Genomic DNA, 18,034 nt, shown 5'->3' on the forward strand with positions numbered 1-18,034 from the left:
GATCGACGCGGCGCGCGCGGCGTGGCGCACCTTGCAAGGGCGCGAGGGGGTGGAGCGGCGCTACTGGAAACAGAACGACGTGGGGCGCTGGGAGAAGGTGGCTTAAGAACGACCAATCGCCGTCACCCCGGCCTTGCTTGCCTCCCGATGGACCCCGGCTCAAGGCCGGGGTGACGGGGAAATCCCGAACGATCGGCACTCGCCCTGGCACCAGTTGCGCTTTCCCCGCGCCCGCACTAGAGCGCGCCGACGCTTTTCCGCCAACACTACACCCAAGGAGCACGTGACCGTCATGGCCGCGAACCGTACCTTTTCGATCATCAAGCCCGACGCCACCCGCCGCAACCTGACCGGCGCCGTGACGAAGATGCTGGAGGAAGCCGGCCTGCGCGTCGTCGCCTCGAAGCGCATCCGCATGACCAAGGAGCAGGCCGAGGGCTTCTACGGCGTCCATAAGGAGCGCCCCTTCTTCAACGATCTGGTCGCCTTCATGACCTCCGGCCCGGTGGTGGTGCAGGTGCTCGAGGGCGAGAATGCCGTCCAGCGCAACCGCGATATCATGGGCGCGACCAACCCCGCGAATGCCGAGCCCGGTACGATCCGCAAGGAACTGGCCGAATCGATCGAAGCCAATTCGGTCCACGGCTCGGACTCGGACGAGAATGCCGCGATCGAAATCGCGTTCTTCTTCAAGCCCGAAGAGATCGTCGGCTGATATGGACTGGCGGCTGCGTCGTGCCGAGCCCGCCGACGCGGCCGCCTGTTCGTTGATCGCCGGCGCGACCTTTCTCGAGGCGTTCGCCGGCATCCTCGACGGGGCGGATATCGTCGCCCATGTCGCTGACAAATCCGGCGCGGCGAATTTCGCCGCCTGGGCTGCCGATGCGGCCAGCGTCGTCACGCTCGCCGAGGCGCCGACGGGCGGCGCGCCGCTCGGCTATAGCCTGCTCACCACCCCCGATCTGCCGGTTGCTGCCGAGGACGGCGATATCGAGCTCAAGCGCATCTACGCGCTCGCGCCGACCCACGGCACCGGCCTCGGCGCGGCGCTGATGCAGCGCGCGATCGACGATGCGCGGGCGCTGGGGTGCAAGCGGATGCTGCTTGGGGTCTATGGCGGCAATGCCCGCGCGCAGCGTTTCTACACCAAGCAGGGCTTTGCGGTCGCGGGGACCCGCCGCTTCAAGGTCGGCGCGACCTGGCACGACGATCTGGTTTTCGCCCGCGCGATCTGAGCGCTCCACCTTGTCAGCACGGCGGACTTCGCCTAACTGCCCATTTTTCAGGCAGACCCATGCGCACCCTCGCTCCCATCCAGATCGGACCCGTCCGGATCGACAATCCGGTCGTGCTCGCGCCGATGACCGGCGTGACCGACCAGCCGTTCCGCACGCTCGTGCGCCGTTACGGCTCGGGGCTCAACGTCACCGAGATGATCGCCAGCCAGGCGGCGCTGCGCGAGACGCGCCAGTCGCTCCAGAAGGCGGCGTGGCATCTTTCGGAGGAGCCGGTGTCGATGCAGCTCGTCGGCTGCACGCCTTACGAAATGGGCGAGGCGGCCAAGCTCGCCGAGGACAAGGGCGCCGCGATCGTCGACATCAACATGGGCTGCCCGGTGCGCAAGGTGACCAATGGCGATGCCGGCTCGGCGCTGATGCGCGATCTGAAGCTCGCCGCCGGAATCGTCGAGGCGGTGGTCAAGGCGGTCAAGGCGCCCGTCACGCTCAAGATGCGGATGGGCTGGTGCCATGATAGCCTCAATGCCCCCGAACTGGCGCGGATCGCCGAGGATCTCGGGTGCAAGATGATCACCGTCCACGGCCGCACCCGCAATCAGATGTACAAGGGCTCGGCCGACTGGGGCTTCGTCCGCAACGTCAAACAGGCGGTGACGGTGCCGGTGATCGTCAACGGCGATATCTGCAGCATCGAGGACGCCGAACAGGCGCTCGACCTTTCCGGCGCGGACGGGGTGATGATCGGGCGCGGGGCCTATGGCCGCCCGTGGATCCTGTCGCAGGTGATGGAATATTTCGCCACCGGCCGCCGCGTCGAAGATCCATCGATCGAAGAGCAATATCTTGCGATCACAGAGCATTATGATGCGATGCTCGTACATTACGGCACGATGACCGGGGTCAATATGGCCCGCAAGCATATCGGCTGGTACACCAAGGGGCTGCCGGGTTCGGCCGAGTTCCGCAACAAGGTGAACCAGGAGCCGGATGCCAAGCGCGTCCAGGCGATGCTCGCCGAATTTTACGCCCCGTGGCGCAGCCGCGCGGCGGCGTGATGCCCGCCGATAGCACCCCCGAGCACGGCGAGGTGCTCGCCGCGCTGCCGGTTGCGGTATTGCTGGTCGATCCCGAGGACCGCGTCGTTCGCGCCAATGCCGAATGCGAATTGCTGCTCAATCGCTCCGAGCGCGCGATGGTCGGGCGGCCGGTGCAGGCGGTGCTCGCCTTGCCGCGCGAAGCGGAGGATCGCGCGGGGCGCGGCTTCGCCGCGTTCGATACCGAGATCGAGACGCGCAACAGCGGGCGCATCCGGGTCGATTTCGCGCAGGTCGAGCTCGCCGATCATCCCGGCTGGCGCGCGATCACGCTTCACAATGCCGCGAGCTCGCGCCGGCTGGGGCATTCCGCCGATCGCGCGGCGGCGGCGCGATCGGCGGTCGGCGCGGCGGCGATGCTCGCGCATGAGATCAAGAACCCGCTCTCCAGCATCCGCGGCGCGGCGCAGCTGATCGCCGACGGCGCCGCGCCCGAGGAACTGACCCGGCTGGTGATCGCCGAGGTCGATCGCATCGCCGCGCTGATCGACCGGATGGAGGATTTCACCGACACTCGCCCGGTGGCGCTCGAACCGCTCAACATCTATCCGTTGCTCGCCCATGCGCGCAGCGTCGCGCTCGCCGGGTTCGCGCGCGATGTGGTGATCGAGGAGCGGTTCGATCCGTCGCTGCCCGCCGCGCTCGCCAATCGCGACGCGTTGCTCCAGGTGCTGCTCAACCTGCTCAAGAATGCCGCGACCGCGCTCGGCCCGCGCGGCGAGCGGCGCATCATCCTCGCCACGTCCTTCCGTCACGGCATGGCGGTGGCCCCCGCGCCGGGACGACCGCGGTTGCCGCTGCCGATCGAGATCTGCGTGATCGATTCCGGCCCCGGCGCGCCCGAGGACATCGCCGAGCATCTGTTCGATCCGTTCGTCTCGAGCCGGCCGGAGGGGAAGGGGCTCGGCCTCGCCCTGGTCGACAAACTGATCCGCGACATGGGCGGGATCATCCAATATTCGCGTGAAGGCTCCCCCCATATGACGGTGTTCCGCATCCTCCTGCCGCGGGCCACCGCATGACCAACGGCGAGGTGCTGCTGGTCGACGATGACGATGCGGTGCGCGTCGTGGTGGCGCAGGCGCTGCGTCGTGCGGGGCATCGCGTCCGCACCGCCGCAACGCTCGCCGAGCTGGAGCGCGAGCTGAAGCTCGGCGCGCCCGACGTGCTGATCACCGATGTCGTGCTGCCCGACGGCGACGGGATCGAAAATGCCACCCGCCTCGTCGCCGAGCGCCCCGACATGCCGGTGATCGTGCTCTCTGCGCGCAACACGCTGACCACCGCGGTGCGTGCCAATGAGGCGGGGGCTTATGATTACCTCCCCAAGCCGTTCGACCTCGAAACGCTGACGCGCACCGTCGCCAAGGCGCTGGCCCGCCGCGGCCCCGCCACCCCCGCTGCGCCGGGCGACGACGATCGGGCGCTGCCGCTGATCCGGCGCTCGCCGGCGATGCAGGACGTCTATCGCGTCATTGCACGGGTGGTGTCGAACGACCTGACCGTGCTCGTCTCGGGCGAATCCGGCACCGGCAAGGAATTGGTGGCGCGCGCGATCCACGATCTCGGCCCGCGCCGCTCGGGGCCGTTCGTCGCGATCAACATGGCCGCGATCCCGCGCGAGCTGATCGAAGCCGAATTGTTCGGGCACGAGCGCGGCGCCTTCACCGGCGCGGCGCAGCGCAATGCCGGGCGGTTCGAGCAGGCCGCTGGCGGCACCCTGTTTCTCGACGAGATCGGCGATATGCCGATCGAGGCGCAGACCCGCCTGCTTCGTGTGCTCCAGCAGGGCGAATTCACTACCGTCGGCGGCTCGCGCACGATCCGCGCCGACGTGCGCATCGTCGCGGCGACCAACCGCGATCTGCAACAGGCGGTGACCGGCGGCGCGTTCCGCGAGGATCTCTATTACCGGCTCAATGTCGTCCCGATGACATTGCCCGCGCTGCGCGAGCGGCGGCAGGATATCGGGCTGCTTGCGCGCCATTTCCTCGATCGCGCCGCCGAAGCCGGGCTGCCGCGCAAGACGCTCGACGACGATGCGGTCGACGTGCTTGAGGCGCATGACTGGCCCGGCAATGTGCGCGAGCTCGAAAATCTCATGCGCCGGCTCGCGGCGCTGTCGCGCGACCACCGGATCAGCGCCGACGAAATCCGCATCATGCTCGGCGAGCCGATCGCGGCCGCCGCGCTCGCTGATCCGGGGATCGACGTCGCGGTCCGCGCCTATATCGAGCGGCTGGCGCGTAGCGAGCCGCATGTGCTGGAAGACGGATCGCTCTACGATCGGATCATCGCCGAGGTCGAGCGCCCGCTGATCGAGACGATGCTGGCGCGGTTCGGCGGCAACCAGCTCCGCGCCGCGCGGGCGATGGGACTTAATCGCAACACATTGCGCAAGCGTCTCGATCTGCTCGGGATAGACCCCGCTTCCCGGTCGAACGGACGCTGACATGCGTTGAGCTGCGGAATATGTGTTTTCTCTGCAACACCTTTGTTGTAGCAGAGTGACATGAATGCCGCGCAGGCGCCCGTGATTGCCGAATCGAGCCAGCCGCGGCGCTTCGCCGTGACGCCGGCGATGGAGCTGGCGGCGCTCGGCGTGTCGATCGCGGTCGGCGTCGGCAGCTATTTCATCATCGAGAGCGCGGGCAAGCCGCAGGGGCTGATCGCCCCGCCGCTCGTGGCCTTGCTGCTGATCGCCAATCTGGTTGCCTGGATCGCGCTGCTGATGCTGCTCGGCCGGCGTATCGCGCACAGCCGCGCGCGGCGCTCGCCGGTCGGCGGGGAGGGGCGGCTCCACGTCCGGCTCGTCGCGATCTTCTCGATCGTCGCTGCGGTGCCGATGCTGCTCGTGACGATCGCCGCCTCGCTGCTGTTTCAATATGGCGTGCAATTCTGGTATTCGGATCGCGCGCGCGCGGTGTTCGAGAATGCGACGACACTGACCCGTGCCTCGTACAATCAATTCCTCCAGCGCTGGGAGGAAGCGACCGTCACGATGGCGCAAGATATCTCGGACGAGCTGAGCCAGCGCCCGCTGGACGATCCGCGCTTTCGCCCGTTCCTGTTCCAGCAGACCTATTACCGTAGCCTTTCCGAGGCTTTGCTGTTCCAGATCGCGCCGAACGGCGAGTTGCAGACGCTCGCCTTCGTCAACCCCTACGACCTCAATCTCGCGCGGCAGATATCGGCCGACGCGGTGACCGAGCTGCGCCGCGGCCAGCGCAGCGTGGTGACGGTGACGGGCGACCGCATCCAGACCGTGACGCGGGTGCCCGGGACCAGCATGTTCCTCTACGCCGCGCGCGTCACCGATCCCAAGCAGATGACGACGCAGACCAAACGCGCCGAAACCGCGTTGGCCAATTATCATTCATTGCTCGACAAGGCGCGATCGCTGCAGATCCGTTTCAACGTCGCGCTGCTGGTGCTGTCGCTGTTGATGGTCGGGATCGCGGTGTGGATCGCGCTGGCGGTGGCGGACCGGCTGGTGCGCCCGGTGGGGCAGCTCGTCCAGGCGGCCCGGCGCGTCGAGGGCGGCGATCTTTCCGCGCGCGTCCCCGATTGGCGCGCGCGCGACGAGGTCGGCACGCTGGCGACGGCGTTCAACCGGATGACCGAGCGGCTCGAGGCGCAGAATAACGCGCTCGTCACCGCCAACGCGCAGCTCGATAGTCGCCGTGCGCTGATCGAGGCGGTGATGTCGGGGGTGTCGGCGGGGGTGATCTCGATCGCGGGCGATCGCACCGTGCGGCTGATCAACAGCTCGGCCGAGACGTTGCTCGGGGTTTCCGAGACCCCGGTGGGCAAGCGGCTGGCGGATATCGCGCCCGAGCTCGACGATCTGCTCGATGGCAATGCGCGCGAGGCGATCGTGCAGGTGACGGTGGGCGGCGAACCGCGCACGCTGGCGGTGCGGATCGCGCGCGACGGCAGCGGCCCGATCCTGACCTTCGACGATATCACCCAGCAATTGCTCGACCAGCGCCGCGCCGCCTGGGCCGATGTCGCGCGGCGCATCGCGCATGAGATCAAGAACCCGCTCACCCCGATCCAGCTCGCCGCCGAGCGGCTCCAGCGCCGCTACGGCGCGAAGGTGGAGGAGGGGGATACCACTTTCGCGCGGCTGACCGACACGATCGTCCGGCAGGTCGGCGATCTGCGGCGGATGGTCGACGAATTCTCCTCCTTCGCGCGGATGCCCAAGCCGGTGTTCCGCGAGGAATCGCTCGTCGATATCGCGCGGCAGACGATGTTCCTCCACGAAGTGGCGCACGGCGGCGTGCGGTTCGAGCTTGAGCACGGAGAGCCGGGGCCGACCTTGGTGTGCGACCGGCGCCAGATCGGCCAGGCGCTGACCAATATCGTCAAGAATGCGGTCGAGGCGATCGAGGCCAAGGGCGGTGACGGCGGCGAGGTGCATATGGCGCTGGCCGAGGCGCCGGGGCGGGTGACGATCACCGTCGCCGATACCGGGGTCGGGCTACCGCCGGAGCGCGACCGGATCGTCGAACCCTATATGACGACGCGCGCGCGCGGCACGGGCCTCGGCCTCGCGATCGTCAAGAAGATCGTTGAGGAACACTTTGGTAATATTACATTTTCTGATCATCCCGGTGGCGGGACTTTGGTGACGATGACGTTCGATACGACGATGCTCTCCGGGCTCGATACCGGGGATGATTTGACCACCAGCGGCGAGGACGGGGGGATCACCGCGCTAACCCGGAACCGGATGATCTGACATGGCGCTCGACATTCTCGTCGTCGATGACGAACTCGATATCCGCGAACTGGTCGCCGGGGTGCTGGAGGACGAGGGTTATGAGACCCGCGTCGCCGCCGACAGCGATGCCGCGCTGGAGGCGATTGCGGTGCGCCGCCCGAGCCTCGTGCTGCTCGACGTGTGGCTGCAGGGATCGCGGCTCGATGGGCTACAGCTTCTCGACGAGATCAAACGCCGCGACCCCTCGATCGCGGTGCTGATGATCTCGGGGCACGGCAATCTCGATACCGCGGTGGCGGCGATCCGCGCCGGCGCGGTCGATTTCATCGAAAAGCCGTTTCAGGCAGAGCGTTTGCTGCTGATGGTCGAGCGCGCGACCGAGACCGAGCGGCTGCGGCGCGAAGTGGCGTCGCTGCGCGCCTCGGCCGGGCGCGATACCGATCTCACCGGCAGTTCGAGTGCGATCAACGCGGTGCGTGCGACGCTCAAGCGCGTCGCCGGTACCGGCAGTCGCATCCTCATCACCGGGCCGGCCGGCGTGGGCAAGGAGGTCGCGGCACGGTTGCTCCACGGCTGGAGCCCGCGCACCAACTCGCCGTTCGTGATCGTCAGCGCCGCGCGCATGACCCCCGATCGGATGGAGGAGGAATTGTTCGGGGTGGAGGAGGGCGGCGATCTCGTCCGCCCGGGCTTGCTCGAACAGGCGCACGGCGGCACGCTGTTCCTCGACGAGATCGCCGACATGCCGATCGCGACCCAGGCGCGCATCCTGCGCGTGCTGACCGACCAGAGCTTCGCGCGGGTCGGGGGGACGCGGCAGGTGAAGGTCGATGTCCGCGTCGTCTCGGCCACCGCGCGCGACCTGACGGCGGAGATCGCCGAAGGGCGGTTCCGCGAGGATCTTTACTATCGGCTCAACGTCGTGCCGGTCGTGCTGCCGGCGCTGGCCGAGCGGCGCGAGGATATCCCCGCGCTGGTCGAGCATTTCGTCGCGCATTACGCGTCCGAACGCCGCGTGCCGACCCCCGAGATCGCCACCGACGCGATGGTCGCGCTGCAGAGCTATGACTGGCCCGGCAACGTGCGCGAATTGCGCAACGTCGTCGAGCGGACGATCATCCTCGCGCCCGGCGACCGCATCGGGCGGATCGACCTCGATCTGCTCCCCGCCGAGGTGCTCGGCGACAGCGAGGGCGGGGCGGGCACCGCCGCGATCATGGGGGCGCCGCTGCGCGAGGCACGCGAGACGTTCGAGCGCGAATATCTCCGCGTCCAGATCCGGCGCTTCTCGGGCAATATCTCGCGCACCGCGAGCTTCATCGGGATGGAGCGTTCGGCGCTGCACCGGAAGCTCAAGCTGCTCGGCATCACCGAGACGCGCGAGGAATAGCGCCGCGCGTCACCCCGGCTAAGGGCTGGGGCGCGGTTGCGGATAATGGCGGCCCTCCTGCCATTCACGTTGCGGTAAGCCGCTGGCGCCTCTAGATTGGCGCCGCCGCCAGCCGTGGCGGCAACCCGACGCCGGGCACCGGCGCATCGCGGGGCAAACCCCGCCAAGAATCGAAGGATCGAGCCAATGGCCGAAAAACAAACCTCTCTCCAGGATCTGTTCCTCAACGCGCTGCGCAAGTCGAAAACCCCGGTGACGATGTTCCTCGTCAAGGGCGTCAAGCTCCAGGGCATTGTAACCTGGTTCGACAATTTCTCCGTGCTGCTGCGCCGCGACGGGCAATCCCAACTCATCTACAAACACGCCATTTCCACGATCATGCCCGGCGGCCATGTCGATGTCGCGGCGATCGTCGATCAGATGGGCGAAAGCGTGAAGAAGCAGCCGCTGCTGCAGGAGGTGTTCCTCAACGCGGTGCGCAAGTCGCACGATCCGGTGACGATGTTCCTCGTCAACGGCGTGATGCTTCAGGGCAATATCGCCGCTTTCGACCTGTTCTGCATGCTGCTGCAGCGCGATGGCGCGTCGCAGCTCGTCTATAAACACGCGGTGTCGACGATCCAGCCGTCGCGCGCGCTTAATCTCGCCGAGGAAACGGCGGAAGAGTCGGACGAGGATTGAGTACCGGCTTCGAACGCGATCGCGGGGAATTCACGCGCGGCGCGCGCGCGATCGTCGTCTATCCCGATCTCGGCGGCTCCTCCCGCGACGCCGACGCGCGTCTGGAGGAGACTGCCGGGCTGGCCGAGGCGATCGGCGTGACGGTCGTGGGGCGCGAGGCGTTCCGCGTCCGTACGCCGCGCGCCGCGACGCTGATCGGCGCCGGGCAGGTCGAGACGATCGCGACGCTCGTCAGGATGGAGGACGCCGCGCTGGTGGTGTTCGACGCCGGCCTCACCCCGATCCAGCAGCGCAACCTCGAAACCGCGCTCGAGGCCAAGGTGATCGACCGGACCGGGCTGATCCTCGAGATCTTCGGCGAGCGCGCGGCGACCGCCGAAGGGCGATTGCAGGTCGAGCTGGCGCATCTCGATTATCAGGCGGGGCGGCTGGTGCGGAGCTGGACCCATCTCGAACGCCAGCGCGGCGGCTTCGGCTTTCTCGGCGGCCCCGGCGAGACGCAGATCGAGGCCGACCGCCGGCTGATCCGCGATCGCATGGCACGGCTGCGCCGCGAGCTGGAGCAGGTCACCCGTACCCGCGGGCTGCACCGCGGCCGGCGCCAGCGCGCACCTTGGCCGGTGATCGCGCTCGTCGGCTATACCAATGCTGGAAAATCAACACTTTTCAATTATTTGACGGGAAGTGACGTCATGGCGAAGGACCTGCTCTTCGCCACGCTCGATCCCACCTTGCGCCAGATCTCTTTGCCGGGGATCGACAAGGCGATCCTCTCGGATACGGTGGGGTTCGTCTCCGAGCTGCCGACCCAACTCGTCGCGGCATTCAAGGCGACGCTGGAGGAAGTGGTATCGGCCGATATGCTGATCCACGTCCGCGATGTCGCGCACCCCGACAGCGAGGCGCAGCGCGCCGATGTCGAGACGGTGCTGACCGAGATCGGCGTATCCGACACGACGCCGCGGATCGAGGCGTGGAACAAGCTCGACCTGCTCGATGACGAGGCGCGCGCGGCGTTGCTCGCGCAGACCGAACGACGCGACGATGTCGTGGCGATCTCGGCGCTGACCGGGGAGGGGGTGGATCGACTCGTCGCCACCGTCGCCGGGCGGCTGACCGCAGGGCATCAGCGCTATACGATCACGCTCGACGCCGCCGACGGCGCCGGCGCGGCCTGGCTGCACCAGCACGGCGAGGTGCTCGATCAGGAAATCGACGGCGAGCGCGCGATCTACGAAGTGCGGATGGCGCCCCGCGATTATGAGCGGTTTCTGACGCGCTAACGCTGAGGCGTCAGCAGCGACACTTTGTGTCCTCGGAAAATTGTATCCCCGCGCAGGGGCTTGCGGTGACCAAGCACGCCGACGGGGGGGGGGGGACGGTTCGCATCTGTAGCGCATTGCGACAGGGCGCTCTTAGCCGCGTCGCTCGTCCGCCTTGGCTTCCAACCACAAGGCTTCCTTCGCCTCAAGGTCGAGCGATACGAACAACTTACCGGCCACAGCTTCCATGAAGCGGAAGCGCCGTTCGAACTTGGCGTTGGACATGCGCAACGCCGCCTCGGGATCGATGCCGAGGTGCCGCGCCCAATTGACCACGACAAACAGCAGGTCGCCGATCTCGCCGGCGCGTTCCTCGTCGCTGGTTGCGCTTTCCACCTCGGCGAGTTCCTCGTCGATCTTCTCGCGCGGTCCCTTGGCGTCGGGCCAGTCGAAGCCGACCCGAGCGGCACGCTTCTGGAGTTTCTCGGCGCGCAGCAAGGCGGGCAGGCCCAGCGCGACCCCGGCAAGCGCGCCCTGATCCTCCTTGGTATCGGCCTTGGCGGCGCGCTCCTCGGCCTTGATCTGCTCCCACAGATGATGCCCGCCCTGATCGAGGTCGCCGAAGATATGCGGGTGGCGGCGCTCCATCTTGTCGGCGATCGCATTGGCGACCGCGTCGAAATCGAACAGGCCGGCTTCCTCGGCGATCCGCGCGTGGAACACGACCTGGAGCAGCAGGTCGCCGAGTTCGTCCTTGAGATCGACCATATCGTCGCGCGCGATCGCATCGGCGACCTCATACGCTTCCTCGATCGTATAGGGTGCGATCGTCGCAAAAGTCTGCGCGATATCCCATTCGCAGCCGCGTTCGGGATCGCGCAACCGCGCCATCACCGCGCGCAACCGGTCGATAGGGGCCTGCTCAACGTCAGCCATATATAAGATCGATAATATACATTATGTAAATCACGTCCGGGGTTTGGGTTCGAGGATCAGCACGTCCCCCTCGACGCGCCACGATGCGAGTTGCGAGAGGAAATTCATTCCCAGCACGTCGAGATCGCCGAATTCGGGCGCGACGACCACCGGCAGGTCGCGCGCGACGATGCTGCCGAGTTCGAGCCGCTGAACCTGCGCGCGGCTTGCCTGTACCGACCCGTTGGCGGTTTCGATCGCTGCTGCGAACGGACTGTCGTCGGTCGCGACATGCGCGGCTCTGGCGGTGGCTTCGGACAATGCGGTCGTCGTCGCGCCGCTGTCGATCAGCATCCGCCGCTCGACGCCGTTGATGGTTGTGGTGGCCCAGAAATGCCCATCGGGCGCGATATGAATCCGCACCGTCGAGCCGACGACATGCTGGTCGCGCCCGAACAAGGCATCGCGCGTGTCGTTCCAGATCGGCTTGAGCCGGTCGCGCTGCGCGACGACCACCAGCCCGATCGCGAAGATCAGCACCCAGGCCAGCGCCATCTTCACCGTCCGCCCGACCGGCACGCGCCGGCTGAGCAGCGCCGACAAGGGCAGCGCGAGCATCAGCAGATAGAGCGCAACCTGGGCGCCGTCGTTCACAGCGCGATCTCCATCCCGTCAAAGCCCGGCTCGATGCCCAGCGGCAGTTCGGCGCGCAATGTATGATAATCCATCGACTGGTCCATATGGATCAGCACGGTGCGTTGCGGCGCCAGCTCGTCGACCCATTCGAGCACCTGCCCGAGATGCGGGTGCGACGGATGCGGCTTGCGGCGCAGCGCATCGACCACCCACAGATCGACCCCGGCGTAAAGCCCGCGCATCTCGGGCGTCATGCCGCTGAGATCAGTAGCATAGCCGATCGACTTGCCATCGACTGTAAAGCGCAACCCGGTCGAGGTGATCGACGCATGCGGCTGATCGGCGCAGGCGATCTCGATCGCGCCGATCGCCATCCGATCGGGCAAGGTGGCGAGCGATACGCTCGCCGGATAGCCGTGCTGGCCTTCGAAGACGTATCCGAATTTCTCGCGCAGCGCGGCCTCGGTCGCCGGCCGGGCATAGGCCGGGACCGGGCGGTGGCGGACGTGGAAGATTTGCCGAAGATCGTCGATGCCGAAGACGTGATCGGCATGTTCATGGGTCCAGATCACCGCGTCGATCATCCCCACCTCGGCGGCGAGCAATTGCGCGCGCATGTCCGGGCTGGTGTCGATCAGGATACGCGTCCCGGCATGCTCGATCAGCGCCGAGGCGCGGGTGCGCTGGTTGCGCGGCTCGGCGGGATCGCATGCCCCCCAGTCATTGCCGATCCGCGGCACGCCGGACGAAGTGCCGGAGCCGAGGATACGTAGCTTCACGCGCGGGTCTTGCTGAATAATTGGTGGAAGTTGCGCGCCGTAACATCCTGTAATTGCTCAACCGGCTCCCCGCGCAAATCGGCGAGGAACGCCGCGGTATCGGCGACGAATGCCGGTTCGCCCGTCTTGCCGCGATGCGGCACCGGCGCGAGGAACGGCGCATCGGTTTCGACCAAGAGCCGCTCGATCGGCAGCCGCGCCGCGGTTTCCTGCAGCTCGCGTGCGCTCTTGAACGTCACGATCCCCGAGATCGAGATGTAGAAGCCCAGATCGAGCGCGATATCGGCGAACGCCCCCGTCCCGGTGAAGCAATGGATGACCCCGGTGAAGCCCCCCTTCCCCATTTCCTCGCGCAGGATCGCGGCGGTGTCGTCCTCGGCGTCGCGGGTGTGGACGATGATCGGCACCTGCGCCTCGCGCGCCGCGGCGATATGCGCGCGGAAGCTCGCCTGCTGCCGCGCACGGTCGCTGTGGTCGTAATAATAATCGAGCCCGGTCTCACCGATCCCGACGATGCGCGGATGCGCGGCGCGCGCGACGAGCTTGGCGGTGTCGATATGCGGATGCTCGTCCGCCTCATGCGGGTGGATGCCGACCGTCGCCCACACATCGGGTTCGCGCTCGGCGGTCGCCAGCACCTCGTCCCATTCGCGTTCGCGGGTCGCGATATTGAGCATCGCGGTGACCCCGCGCGCGCGGGCGCGTTCGAGCACCGCCGGCTGATCCTCCGCCAAGCCCTTGTAATTCAGATGACAATGACTGTCGGCCAGCATCACTCGGTCTCCACCGGGAGTTCGAGCCGCGGAAATACCGGGGTCGGCGCGGCGATGCGGAAGCCGGTCGCGGCATGACGATCGTACCAGCCGTCGTCATCGACCGCCGCATGATCGCGCGCTTCGGCGCCAAGCTGGTCGAGCACCTTGCCCGCCGCCTCGGGCACGACCGGCAGGATCGTGATCGCGAGGATGCGGATCGCGCGGATCAGGGTGCGCAGCACGGCATGCATCCGCTCCGGGTCGGTCTTGCGCAGCGTCCACGGCGCCTGGGCGTCGATATAGGCGTTGCACGCGAAGACGCCGCGCAGCCACGCCTCGACCCCCTGGCTCAGCATCAGGTCCTCGAACGCGGTCTTGAACCCGGCTGCCGCGAGGACGACTTCCTCGATCAGCTGCCCGTCGGCATCCTCGGCGCGGCCGTGCTCGGGCATCGCGCCGTCGAGATTCTTGGCGATGAACGACAAGGTGCGCTGCGCGAGATTGCCGAAGGCATTGGCGAGCTCGGCATTGACGCGGGTGACGATCGCCTCGGCCGAATAGCTCCCGTCCTGCCCGAAGCTCACTTCGCGCAGCAGGAAATAGCGCAGCGCATCGACCCCGAATGCCGCGGTCAGTTCGAGCGGATCGACGACATTGCCGACGCTCTTCGACATCTTCTCGCCGCGGTGGAGCACGAAGCCGTGCCCGAACACCGATTTCGGCAGCGCGATCCCCGCCGACATCAGGAACGCCGGCCAATAGACGGTGTGGAAGCGGACGATATCCTTGCCGATCAGGTGCAGGTTCGCCGGCCAGTAACGCATCTCGCCGTCGGGATAGCCCGCGCCGGTGAGGTAATTGGTCAGCGCATCGACCCATACATACATCACATGCCCCGGGCTTCCCGGCACCGGCACGCCCCAGTCGAAGCTGGTGCGCGAGACCGACAGGTCGGACAGCCCGCCCTCGACGAAGCGCATGATCTCGTTGCGCCGCGCCTCGGGGCGGATGAAGTCGGGGTTGTCGCGATAGAGATCGAGTAACGGCTGCTGATATTTGGAGAGCCGGAAGAACCACGTCTCCTCCGCGGTCCATTCGACCGGGGTACCTTGGGGCGAGAGCTTCTCGCCCCCCTCCCCGTCGACCAGTTCCTTCTCGTCGTAAAAGGCTTCGTCGCGGACCGAATACCAACCCTCGTAGCGATCGAGATAGAGGTCCCCCGCCTCGCGCATCTGCTCCCAGATCGCCTGGCTGGCACGATAATGATCGGCATCGGTGGTGCGGATGAAACGATCGTAGGAGATGTTGAGATCGTCGCACATTGCCTTGAATAAAGACGACATTTCGAAAGCAAGATCGCGCACCTCGATGCCGCGCTGGCGTGCCGTCTGCATCATCTTCAGGCCGTGCTCGTCGGTGCCGGTCTGGAAGCGCACGTCGCGCCCGGTCTGGCGGTTGAAGCGCGCGATCGCGTCGGCGGCGATCGCTTCATACGCGTGGCCGATATGCGGCTTGCCGTTGGGGTAGCTGATTGCGGTCGTGATATAAAAGGGGTCGGCCATGCCCACCCCCTACAGCAGGGATATGGCAGATGGAATGCCCGTCACCGCACCCTCACTTGTGCTCCCGCGGCGGCGGGAGCCCGGACTGGGTCCCCGCCTTGGGTTCCCATCTAAGCAATACTTTGATGGGGACCCTTCGCGGGGACATAAGGTTACGAGCGCGCCAGCCGCGCCACCACCCCCGCCAGTTCGAACACCGTGCCCCCAGCGTCGAGCGACAGGCGCCGCGCCGCGCCGGCGATCGCCTGCGCTTCCTCATAGGCATCGAGCACCACGCGCAACTCGTCCCCGGCGCGCTCGGGCGCCTGCAACGCGATGAACTCCGGCGCGCGATCGAGGAACGCCTCGTAGCGCGGCTGTGCCGCCTTGGTCGACAGCGCCTTGGCGAGCCGCGTGCGCTCGGCATTGGCGCGGTCGCCGGTGCGCGCGATCGTCGTCAGCGCATTGTCGATCGCGCCGAGATCGAGCCCGGCATAGCGCAGCGCCCGCCCTGGCGACCCCGCCGCAGCGCGTACCAGCGCCTCCAGCTCGTCGCCGCGCAGATCGGGCGCCTGTTCGCGCAGCACCTCGCGCACCTCGCGCTCGTCGAGCAGGTTGAAACGCAAGGTGCGGCAGCGCGAGCGGATCGTCGGCAGCAACCGCCCCGGCGCATGGCTGACGAGCAGGAAGACGGTGCCGGGCGGCGGCTCCTCGAGGCTCTTGAGCAGCGCATTGGCGCCCTCGCGCTCGAGATCGTCGATCGCGTCGATCACGATCACCCGGCGCGGCCCGAGCGACGGCGTGGTGGCGAACAACGGATGCAGCGCGCGGACCTGCGCGATCGTGATGCTCCGCGCCAGCCGCGTCTCGCCGCGTTCCTCTTTCTCCAGCCGCGCCAGCTCGCGATAATCGGGGTGCGATCCGGCCTCGATCAGCGCGCGGGTGCGTTCGCCGGTCGCATCGCCGGCGGACGAAGCGAGCAATCGCGCTGCCGCATCGCGCGCGAACCGTCCCTTCCCCACCCCCTGCGGGCCGGCGAGCAGCCAGGCGTGATGCAGCACGCCGCTGTCGATCGCCGCGTCGAAAGCCGCGCGTGCCGCGGCATTGCCGTGGAATGACGTCATGGCAGCAGATCGGCGAGCCCGTCGAGCAGCGCCGCGGTGACCTCGGCGGTCGGGCGGGTGGCATCGACGCGGCGGAAGCGATCGGGCTCGACGCGGGCGAAGCGATCGAACGCCTCGGCCACCGCGACATGGAAATTCTCGTCGCGCAACGCGAAGCGATCCGCCCCTGAGCCATCACGCCCCGCGGCGCGGCGCGCGCCTTCCGCCGGGGGCAGTTCGAGCACGAAGGTGCGATCGGGCAGCAGCCCGCGCGATCCGAAGGCGTGGAGCGCGAGGATCGCGGCATCGTCGATCCCGCCCGCAACCCCCTGATAGGCGCGGGTCGAATCGATATAGCGATCGGAGATCACCCAGGTCCCTGCGCCGATCGCCGGGCGGATCGTCTTTTCGACATGATCCGCGCGCGCGGCAGCGAACAGCAATGCCTCGGTATGCGCGCTCCAGCGCTGCACGTCGCCCTGCATCAGCAGCCCGCGGATCGCCTCCGCGCCCTCGCTGCCGCCGGGTTCGCGCGTCACCAGCGTCGGGATGCCGCGCGCCTCCAGCGCGGCGGCCAGCGCGCGCACCTGGGTCGACTTGCCGGCTCCCTCCCCGCCTTCGAGCGAGAGGAAGCGACCGATCATCCGAACAGTCCGGTCAGCCCGGCCCAGGCGCGCCCGAAGAAACCCGCCTGCCCGACATCCTTCTCCGCCGCGAGCGGCAGCGTCTGATCGGGCAGCCCCGGCGAGGTGACGACCAGATCGGCGATATGATCGCCGGCCTTGATCGGCGCCTTGACCGGCCCCTGATAGACGATCTTGGCGCTGAGCACCGGCACCGCGCCGGCGGGCAGCGCGACCTTCAGATCGCGCGGCGCTACCAGCCCGACGCTCGACGAACTGCCGAGCTGCACCGCGGCGTCGCCGACCTTGCGGCCCTGCTTCACCACCGGCTTGGCCTGCCACGCGCGGAAGCCCCAGTCCATGAAACGCACCGACTCGCTGATCCGCTGGTTAAACCCGGTCAGCCCGGCGACGACCATCACCAGCCGGCGCCCGTTCTGTTCCGCCGAGCCGGTGAAGCCATAGCCCGCTTCCTCGGTATGCCCGGTCTTGAGCCCGTCGGCGCCCGCGACGCGGCCGAGCAACGGATCGCGGTTCGCCTGGGTGATCGCCGCGCCCGAGCCAAGCGTCTTGCCCCAGGTGAAATCGGGGCGCGAATAGAATTGCTTGTAGAGCTTGTAATGATCGGTGATCGTCGCGGCAGCGAGCTTCGCGAGATCGCGCGCGGTGACATAGGTGACGCCATTGTCGGGCCAGCCGTTGGAGGTGCCGAAATGGCTGTTGGTCAGCCCGATCCGCTTGGCCGCCTCGTTCATCCGCTGGACGAAGGCATCCTCGGTCCCCGAAATCCCCTCCGCGAGGACGACGCAGGCGTCATTGCCCGACAGCGTGACGATCCCGTAGAGCAGATTGGCGACCGACACCTTCTCACCGGATGACAGGAACATCGTCGAACCTGCTGCCGGGCCATGCCATTTCTGCCAGGTTTCGGGGCGCACCTCAAATTGCTGGTCGAGCTTCAACTCGCCGCGCTTGATCAGATCGAACGCGACATAAACCGTCATCATCTTGGCCATCGACGCCGGCGGCATCCGGCGATCGGCGTCCTTCTGGTACAGGATCGCCCCCGACGACAGATCCTCCATGAACGCCACCGGCGCCGGCGTGTCGAACTGCGGCGCCGACGCGACCGAAGGATAAGTGACCGACAGCGCGATCGCGGGGGCAGCAAGCACGTAGGGGATCTTGGACATGGAGCGGATACTCAGCGGCTAAACGATGATCGAAACGGTGCCATAGCCGCGCGGTGCGGCATCGTCACCCACGCGCTGCGGATTGGCATTCTTTA

17 protein-coding genes are annotated in these 18,034 nt (G+C 67.3%); 9 read left to right on the plus strand and 8 right to left on the minus strand.

Annotated features, from left to right (window positions below; genetic code table 11):
• Positions 1–292 precede the first annotated feature (292 nt).
• From ndk to hflX, 9 genes are all read left to right on the plus strand, one after another.
• Positions 293–715, plus strand: coding sequence for a nucleoside-diphosphate kinase (gene ndk / locus BGN95_RS10965; protein ID WP_179511603.1), 423 nt, complete (start codon positions 293–295; stop codon positions 713–715).
• Between the two features lies 1 nt (position 716).
• Positions 717–1,235, plus strand: a complete 519-nt coding sequence (locus BGN95_RS10970) for a GNAT family N-acetyltransferase (RefSeq protein WP_286772612.1) — start codon at positions 717–719, stop codon at positions 1,233–1,235.
• Positions 1,236–1,294: 59 nt separating this feature from the next.
• Positions 1,295–2,293, plus strand: coding sequence for a tRNA dihydrouridine synthase DusB (gene dusB, locus BGN95_RS10975; RefSeq protein ID WP_265312048.1), 999 nt, complete (start codon positions 1,295–1,297; stop codon positions 2,291–2,293).
• Positions 2,293–3,354: a two-component system sensor histidine kinase NtrB gene (locus BGN95_RS10980; RefSeq protein WP_265271981.1), complete on the plus strand. Its 1,062-nt coding sequence runs from the start codon at positions 2,293–2,295 to the stop codon at positions 3,352–3,354. The genes dusB and BGN95_RS10980 overlap by 1 nt, the downstream gene beginning before the upstream one ends.
• On the plus strand, positions 3,351–4,784 hold the full coding sequence (gene ntrC / locus BGN95_RS10985; RefSeq protein ID WP_286772613.1) for a nitrogen regulation protein NR(I): 1,434 nt from the start codon (positions 3,351–3,353) through the stop codon (positions 4,782–4,784). Before BGN95_RS10980 ends, ntrC begins: the two co-directional genes overlap by 4 nt.
• Positions 4,785–4,844: 60 nt before the next feature.
• Positions 4,845–7,079: a sensor histidine kinase gene (locus BGN95_RS10990; RefSeq protein ID WP_286772614.1), complete on the plus strand. Its 2,235-nt coding sequence runs from the start codon at positions 4,845–4,847 to the stop codon at positions 7,077–7,079.
• Position 7,080: 1 nt separating this feature from the next.
• Positions 7,081–8,451, plus strand: a complete 1,371-nt coding sequence (gene ntrX, locus BGN95_RS10995; protein ID WP_179511597.1) for a nitrogen assimilation response regulator NtrX — start codon at positions 7,081–7,083, stop codon at positions 8,449–8,451.
• A gap of 96 nt (positions 8,452–8,547) precedes the next feature.
• The gene (gene hfq, locus BGN95_RS11000; protein WP_179511596.1) at positions 8,548–9,132 is read left to right on the plus strand and encodes an RNA chaperone Hfq; all 585 of its coding nucleotides are present in this window, start codon (positions 8,548–8,550) and stop codon (positions 9,130–9,132) included.
• On the plus strand, positions 9,129–10,415 hold the full coding sequence (hflX, locus tag BGN95_RS11005; protein WP_265271975.1) for a GTPase HflX: 1,287 nt from the start codon (positions 9,129–9,131) through the stop codon (positions 10,413–10,415). The genes hfq and hflX overlap by 4 nt, the downstream gene beginning before the upstream one ends.
• Before the next feature lie 132 nt (positions 10,416–10,547).
• On the opposite strand, the gene mazG is transcribed toward hflX, so the two are convergent.
• The 8 genes from mazG to BGN95_RS11045 all read right to left on the minus strand — a co-directional run bounded on the left by mazG (position 10,548) and on the right by BGN95_RS11045 (position 17,939).
• Positions 10,548–11,330, minus strand: a complete 783-nt coding sequence (gene mazG, locus BGN95_RS11010) for a nucleoside triphosphate pyrophosphohydrolase (protein WP_286772615.1) — start codon at positions 11,328–11,330, stop codon at positions 10,548–10,550.
• A gap of 30 nt (positions 11,331–11,360) precedes the next feature.
• Positions 11,361–11,963 carry a retropepsin-like aspartic protease family protein gene (locus BGN95_RS11015; protein ID WP_286772616.1) on the minus strand — a complete coding sequence of 201 codons (603 nt, stop codon included), beginning with the start codon at positions 11,961–11,963 and terminating at the stop codon, positions 11,361–11,363.
• The gene (locus BGN95_RS11020) at positions 11,960–12,724 is read right to left on the minus strand and encodes an MBL fold metallo-hydrolase (RefSeq protein WP_286772617.1); all 765 of its coding nucleotides are present in this window, start codon (positions 12,722–12,724) and stop codon (positions 11,960–11,962) included. Before BGN95_RS11020 ends, BGN95_RS11015 begins: the two co-directional genes overlap by 4 nt.
• Positions 12,721–13,497: a TatD family hydrolase gene (locus tag BGN95_RS11025; protein ID WP_265312042.1), complete on the minus strand. Its 777-nt coding sequence runs from the start codon at positions 13,495–13,497 to the stop codon at positions 12,721–12,723. The genes BGN95_RS11020 and BGN95_RS11025 overlap by 4 nt, the downstream gene beginning before the upstream one ends.
• Positions 13,497–15,041, minus strand: a complete 1,545-nt coding sequence (metG, locus tag BGN95_RS11030; RefSeq protein ID WP_286772618.1) for a methionine--tRNA ligase — start codon at positions 15,039–15,041, stop codon at positions 13,497–13,499. Before metG ends, BGN95_RS11025 begins: the two co-directional genes overlap by 1 nt.
• Positions 15,042–15,193: 152 nt before the next feature.
• Entirely contained in the window at positions 15,194–16,144 is a 951-nt protein-coding gene (locus BGN95_RS11035) for a DNA polymerase III delta subunit-related protein (RefSeq protein ID WP_179511590.1), read from the minus strand.
• A complete protein-coding gene (tmk, locus tag BGN95_RS11040; RefSeq protein WP_286772619.1) occupies positions 16,141–16,767 on the minus strand; it encodes a dTMP kinase in 627 nt (208 codons plus the stop codon). Before tmk ends, BGN95_RS11035 begins: the two co-directional genes overlap by 4 nt.
• Positions 16,764–17,939 (minus strand): D-alanyl-D-alanine carboxypeptidase family protein, encoded by a 1,176-nt coding sequence (locus tag BGN95_RS11045; protein WP_265271899.1) that lies wholly within the window; start codon positions 17,937–17,939, stop codon positions 16,764–16,766. The genes tmk and BGN95_RS11045 overlap by 4 nt, the downstream gene beginning before the upstream one ends.
• Positions 17,940–18,034: the final 95 nt, after the last annotated feature.

The organism is Sphingomonas sp. 66-10 (assembly GCF_001897045.1).
In the GTDB taxonomy this organism is placed as follows: domain Bacteria; phylum Pseudomonadota; class Alphaproteobacteria; order Sphingomonadales; family Sphingomonadaceae; genus Sphingomonas; species Sphingomonas lycopersici.